Source organism: Kineococcus vitellinus (assembly GCF_009906315.1).
In the GTDB taxonomy this organism is placed as follows: Bacteria; Actinomycetota; Actinomycetes; order Actinomycetales; family Kineococcaceae; genus Kineococcus; species Kineococcus vitellinus.
Genome location: NZ_JAAALL010000286.1, coordinates 1 through 5684 on the forward strand (window position 1 = coordinate 1; position 5684 = coordinate 5684).

The following is a 5684-nucleotide window of genomic DNA, read 5'->3' on the forward strand; positions in this document are numbered from 1 at the left end:
GTGTGGGACCTGCTGCGGGCGGCGCGCACCGGGAGCGCACCGGCTCCGCGACCGGCGGCGTCGCCGTCCCCCTGACCGTCCCCGCGCTGCTGTGGCCCACCCGCTCCCCGGACGCCCCGGCACCCGGCGAAGCAGCCGCGGTCGACGGGCGCGGCTGGCTCGCCGCCGCGCCCCACGCGGAGCTCGTGCTGGCGATGGTGGGCGCGGCCTCCTTCCCCGGTCACCAGGGGCTGCAGCGGCCGCTGCGGCCCGGCGGAGCGGTCGTGGCCTGGCTGCAGGAGCAGCGCGCCGCGGCGGCCGGCACCGAGCGGGAGGCGGACCTGGAGGCCGTGCTCGTCCTGGGCGGGTGGCGGGCGGTGCTGCGGCGGCGCCCGGGTGGCGCGTCCGACGACGGCCGGGCTCCCGCGGCGGCGGACACCGGCGGCCCCCGGCCGGGGGTGAGCCTGCGGGTGCCGGGGCGCCCCGCCCTCGCCTGGCTGGCGGCGCACCGCCCCGGGCCGCTGCTGGACTTCACCGCCGCCCGCCACGAGGGCGCCCACCGCGCCCACCGCGGCCCGGAACCGGGGACGTCCGTCGTCGACGACGTGGTGGTGGCCTTCCAGGGCAGCTGGCCCGCCGAGCACGGCACGCCGGAGCACCGCACCGCCGCCCGGGTCCACCGCGAGTACCTGCGCCGCGCCGCCGAGGCCGGGCTGGACCGCCCCGCCCGCCCGCTGCAGGACCCGCGGGCCGAGGCGCACCGCTGGAGCACCGACGTCGACGACGACGACGCCGGGGACGCCCCCCCGCGCTGGCGCAACCTCGGCGCGTACCTCTACGGCGGTGGCGCCACCGAGCTGATGGGGACAGCGCGCGCCGTGGCCTACCGGCGCGCCGGGGTCGGCGCCGAGGAGGCCGTCGCGCTGGAGACGGGCTCCTCGGCGCCCACCGACGAGCAGCTGGGGGCGCTGCGGGCGCTGCGCGGGAGGTCCTGAGCCGTGGAGGAGCACCTGGAGCGGTTCCTGGCCGCGCACGCCGGGCCCGGCCTGCCGCCGCCCGCGCTGGACGCGCTCGCCGCGGCGTGCCGGGACGCGCTGGGCGCCGACGGGGCCGTCGTCGCCGTCGCGGCGGTGGAGCGCTGGCGCCTGCCGGTCGGCGTCAGCGGTGCGGGGGCCGCCGCGGCGGAGCGCTGGCAGTTCACCGTCGGGGAGGGGCCGAGCGCCCTGGCGCGGGCGCGGGCGGGAGCCGTCGCGGCCGACGAGGCGCGGCTGGGGCGCACCTGGCCCGCGCTGCACGACCAACTGCGCCGCCACACCGCCTTCCGCAGCGTGCTGGCGCTGCCGCTGCTCGCGGACGGCGCGCCGGCGGGGACGCTGGACCTGTACTGGCGCGGTGCGCGGGCCGCGGTCGGCGTCGACCCCGCCGCGGCGCAGCGGGTGGCCGCGCTCGTCGGCGGCCGGCTGCTCGACGGCGCGGGCCCCGGGCGGGGCACCGCCCCGCGTGCCGGGCCGGCCGGGTCCGCCTGGCTGCGGGCGCCCGCGGCCCGGCCGCGCCAGCGCACGTGGGTGGCGATCAGCGTGGTGAGCGAGGTGCTCGGCCTGGCGGACGCGGACGCCCTGGCTGTGCTGCGCTCGCACGCCTACGCCCGGGACCGCACGCTGGAGCAGGTGGCCGACGACGTCGTCGCGGGGCGCGCCTCCGCGGGTGCGCTGCGCCGCCCCGCCGAGGACTGAGGCCCGGCACTCCCGGGCCGCGGCGGGGGGGCGCTCCCGCTCAGGGCGCCGCCGGCGGGGCGGAGCCGTCGGACCCGTCGGACCCGCCCGCGCGGGCTGCGGCGGCCGCGGTGTGGGCGCGGCTGGGGATCTGGGTGGCCAGCTTGCCGCCGGAGACGTCGACGAGGGTGCCGGTGACGTAGGAGGCCGCGTCGCTGGCGAGGAAGATCAGCAGGTCGGCGACGTCGTCGGCGCTCTCCCAGCGCCGCAGCGAGAGCGTGTCGAGCAGGCGGTCCTGCTCCTGCGGGGCCATGTCGGCGAAGCCGTTCATCGCGGTGGGGACCATGCCGGGCGCGTAGGCGTTCACCGTGATCCCCCACGGCCCGAGCTCGGAGGCCAGGACCCGGGTGAACTGCACGACGGCGGCCTTGGAGGCGGCGTAGGCGGCGCTGCCCACGCTGGGCACGATCGCCGCGAACGAGGCGGCGTTGAGGATGCGGCCGCGCCCGGCGCGCTTCATGACCTCCGCGACGGCCTGGCTGACCAGGAACACCCCGCCGGCGTTGACGTCCATGCAGCGGCGCCAGCCCTCCCACGTCAGCTCGGCCACCTGGCCCTCGACGTTGACGCCGGCGTTGTTGACGAGGACGTCGACGGTGCCGTGCAGCTCGAGCACCGCCTCGACCGCGCGCCGCACGGAGTCGGGGTCCACCACGTCGCAGACGACCTCGGCCACGGGGTGCCGCGGTCCCGGCTCCGCGCCGGGCCCTGCGGCCGGCTCCGCGTCGAAGGCGAGGTCGAGGGCCACGACGCGGGCGCCCTCGGCGGCGAAGCGGGCGGCGATCGTGCGCCCGATGCCGCGGCCGGCGCCGGTGACGAGCACCACCCGCTCGGACAGGTCGAGGTGCACGGCGCCTCCTGGTGGCGGACCTACGATCGGCGGGTGGACACGGCGAGTAGATCCGGTGCGGCCCGCGGCCGCAAGGTCGTCTGGGTCACCGGCGGCGGCAGCGGCACGGGTCGCGCGGTGGCCCTGGCGGCCGCGGCCGCGGGCTGGGACGCGGCCGTCAGCGGCCGCCGCGCCGCTGCGCTGGAGGAGACCGCGGCCGCAGTCGCCGACCGCGGGGGCGCGGCCCTGGCCCTGCCGCTGGACGTGCAGGACGGCGCCGCGGTGGCCGCCGCGCGCACCGCCGTCCTGGAGCGGTTCGGCCGCCTCGACGCGCTCGTGCTGGCCGCCGGGCTGAACACGCCGCGCCGGCGCTGGGACGACCAGGAGATGGCGACCTTCCGCGACGTCGTCGCCACCAACCTCACCGGCCCTGCCAGCGTCGTCGACGCCGCCCTGCCGGAGCTGCGCAGCAGCGGGGGCGTCGTCGTGGTGATCTCCTCGTACTCCGGCTGGGCGTTCTCCCCCGGTGCAGGTGTCGCCTACTCCGCCAGCAAGACCGCGCTCGGCTCGCTGGTGCGGACCCTCAACGACCAGGAGGGCCGGCACGGGGTGCGCGCCTGCCACCTGTGCCCCGGGGACATCGCCACCGACTTCCTCGACCAGCGCCCCGAGGTCCCCGACGCCGCCGCCCGGGCGAGCATGCTCACCGCCGACGACGTCGCCCGCACCGTCCAGTTCGTCCTCGACAGCCCGCCCCACGTGCGCGTCGACGAGCTCGTCGTCTCCCCCGTCCGCCGCTGATCCCCGCCGCGCCGGGCGCCCGACGTCGGGGCCGCCCGGCGCGGGTGGTGGTGACGAGCGCGTGCGATGCGGGCGCTTGAAGGTTCCGATAACTGATAATCCCGTTGGTTGAACTGGAGGTTGCTCGGCGACGCTCCTGATGGGTCCACCGGAGGCGCCGGAGGTGGCGGCGACGGGCCGGCTGCCGGGTGGAGGACCGGCGCCCCGGCCCCGGGGACCGGGCTCCCCCGTCCGCGGCCACGGGACGCCGCGCCGCCACCGGTCGACGCCGACCGGTCCGCCTGCTGCGCACACGCACAAGGCCCCGACCAGCACGAGTGCTGATCAGGGCCTTCTGCGTCGCTGTCTCAACGAGTGTCCGAGGGGGGACTTGAACCCCCACCCACTATACGTGGACTAGCACCTCAAGCTAGCGCGTCTGCCTATTCCGCCACCCGGACGAGTGGTGCCCGCGCGGGCTCTCCGGCCGTTGCGAACGAGGAAAACCGTAGCACGGCACGCCGCTCGCCCCGGACACCTGGGCCGGTCGGGGGACCCGGCGTGCACCGCGGCCTCGGGCGTGCCGATCTCCCTCGGGTGATGCCCGAACCGCTGCCCGCACCCCGCCGCCCGCTGGGGGCGCCCGACGTCCAGGGCGACCCCGTCGCGGCCGCCCGGGCCCTCGTCGAGGGCGTGGAGCGGGTGGTGCGCGGGCGGCGGGCGGCGGTGGAGCTGCTGGTGTGCGCGGTGCTGGCGCGCGGGCACGTGCTCGTCGAGGACGTGCCCGGCAGCGGCAAGACCACGCTGGCCGCCACGCTCGCGGCGTGCGTGGGCGCGGGCGCCGCCCGCATCCAGGCCACGGCCGACCTGCTGCCGGCCGACGTGACGGGCTCGGGGATCTGGCACCCGGCCTCCGGTGAGCTGCGTTTCGTCGCCGGGCCGCTGTTCGCGCCCGTCGTGCTCGTGGACGAGCTGAACCGCACCTCCCCGCGCACCCAGTCGGCCTTCCTGGAGGCCATGGAGGAGCGGGCGGTGACCGTGGACGGGGTGCGCCACCGGCTGCCGGAGCCCTTCGTCGTGGTCGCCACCCAGAACCCCCTGGAGCAGCACGGGACCTACCCGCTGCCGGAGGGGCAGCTGGACCGCTTCGCGGTGCGCCTGGTGCTGGGCCCGCTGGAGGAGCGGGTGGAGCGGCAGGTCGTGCGCGAGCAGCTGGCGGGCAACCGGCCCGAGCGGCTGGAGCCCGTCCTGGAGCTGGCGGGGCTGCTGGCGCTGCAGCGGGCCGCCGCGGACGTGCACGTGGCCGACGCCGTGCTGGACCTGGCGGTGCGGCTGACGCGCGGCACCCGCACCGACCCGCGCGTGCTCGTCGGGGCCGGCACCCGCGCCGCCATCGTGCTGGTGCGCTGCGCGCAGGCGCGGGCGCTGCTGGCCGGGCGCGCGCACGTGCTGCCCGAGGACGTGCAGTCGCTCGTCGTGCCGGTGCTGGCCCACCGCCTGCAGCCGGCACCGCAGCCGGGGGCAGACCTCGCCGGGCACGGGTTGCGGACCCTGCTGCAGGAGCGGCTGGCGGCGCAGCTGGCCGCCGACGTCCCCGTCGCCCTGCACCGGTGAGCACCCCCTCCCCCGCGCCGGGGGCGCCGGGGGCACCGGGCGCCGTCGCGCTGACCGGCGTGGAGGCCGGGCGGTCGCTGCGCTGGCGCGCGGTGCTCGGCGCCGGCAGCGGCCCGGTGCTGCTCCTGCTCTCCTTCGGCGTCGGCAACCGCTGGCTGGGGCTGCTCGCCGCCCTCGTGCTGGCCGCGACGGCCGTCGCCGCGTGCACGCTGCCGCGGGTGGCCTCGCTGGCGGTGTCGGTGTCGGTGCCCGCCCGCGCCCGCGCCGGGGAGCACGTCGAGCACGTCGTGGACGTGGTCAACCACGGCTCCCGCCCGTGCCCGCCGACCGTCCTGCACCTGGGCGGCGACGGCTTCGCCGACGCGCACGCGGCCCTGCCCGCCGTCCCGGCCGGGCGGGGCGTGCGCCTCGTGCTGCCCCGGCGGGCGCTGCGGCGCTGCGTGAGCACCGGGGCGCTGGTGCGCGTCGAGGGCGCCGACGCCCTCGGGCTGCTGAGCACGCACCGGGCCGCGCTCGTGCCGGCGCTCGTGCACGTGCACCCCGCACCGGCCGCCGCGCCGGTGCTGCCGCCGCCGCCGCCGGCGGTCGGCGCCGACGACGTGGCCGGTGTGCGCCCGTGGCGGCGCGGGGACCGGCTGTCCGCCGTGCACTGGCGCGCCAGCGCCCGCCGCGGCGGGGCGGGGCAGCCCGGTGGCGGTCTCGTCGTCGTC

4 protein-coding genes, 1 tRNA gene and 2 pseudogenes are annotated in these 5684 nt (G+C 79.2%); 5 read left to right on the forward strand and 2 right to left on the reverse strand.

Annotation, left to right across the window (positions count from 1 at the left end):
• A pseudogene (locus tag GTQ99_RS19035) lies at positions 1-974 on the forward strand (hypothetical protein); the annotation flags it as partial.
• Positions 975-977: 3 nt separating this feature from the next.
• The gene (locus GTQ99_RS19040) at positions 978-1712 is read left to right on the forward strand and encodes an ANTAR domain-containing protein (protein ID WP_166617291.1); all 735 of its coding nucleotides are present in this window, start codon (positions 978-980) and stop codon (positions 1710-1712) included.
• A gap of 40 nt (positions 1713-1752) precedes the next feature.
• Here GTQ99_RS19040 and GTQ99_RS19045 read toward each other — a convergent pair whose 3' ends face one another.
• Entirely contained in the window at positions 1753-2601 is an 849-nt protein-coding gene (locus GTQ99_RS19045) for a glucose 1-dehydrogenase (protein WP_166617292.1), read from the reverse strand.
• Between the two features lie 33 nt (positions 2602-2634).
• Here GTQ99_RS19045 and GTQ99_RS19050 point away from each other — a divergent pair, with 33 nt between their 5' ends.
• Positions 2635-3381 (forward strand): SDR family NAD(P)-dependent oxidoreductase, encoded by a 747-nt coding sequence (locus GTQ99_RS19050; protein WP_166617293.1) that lies wholly within the window; start codon positions 2635-2637, stop codon positions 3379-3381.
• Between the two features lie 355 nt (positions 3382-3736).
• On the opposite strand, the gene GTQ99_RS19055 is transcribed toward GTQ99_RS19050, so the two are convergent.
• A tRNA-Leu gene (locus GTQ99_RS19055) sits at positions 3737-3821 on the reverse strand.
• A gap of 139 nt (positions 3822-3960) precedes the next feature.
• Between GTQ99_RS19055 and GTQ99_RS19060 the strand changes: the two genes are divergently transcribed.
• Positions 3961-4974: an AAA family ATPase gene (locus GTQ99_RS19060; protein ID WP_166617294.1), complete on the forward strand. Its 1014-nt coding sequence runs from the start codon at positions 3961-3963 to the stop codon at positions 4972-4974.
• Positions 4971-5684: pseudogene (locus GTQ99_RS27170) on the forward strand (DUF58 domain-containing protein); the annotation flags it as partial. The gene GTQ99_RS19060 and the pseudogene GTQ99_RS27170, both read left to right, overlap by 4 nt.

Bases quoted from the DNA above. Each gene is read 5' to 3' on its own strand.
- GTQ99_RS19060 (WP_166617294.1), top strand. From the start codon at position 3,961: ATGCCCGAACCGCTGCCCGCACCCCGCCGCCCGCTGGGGGCGCCCGAC.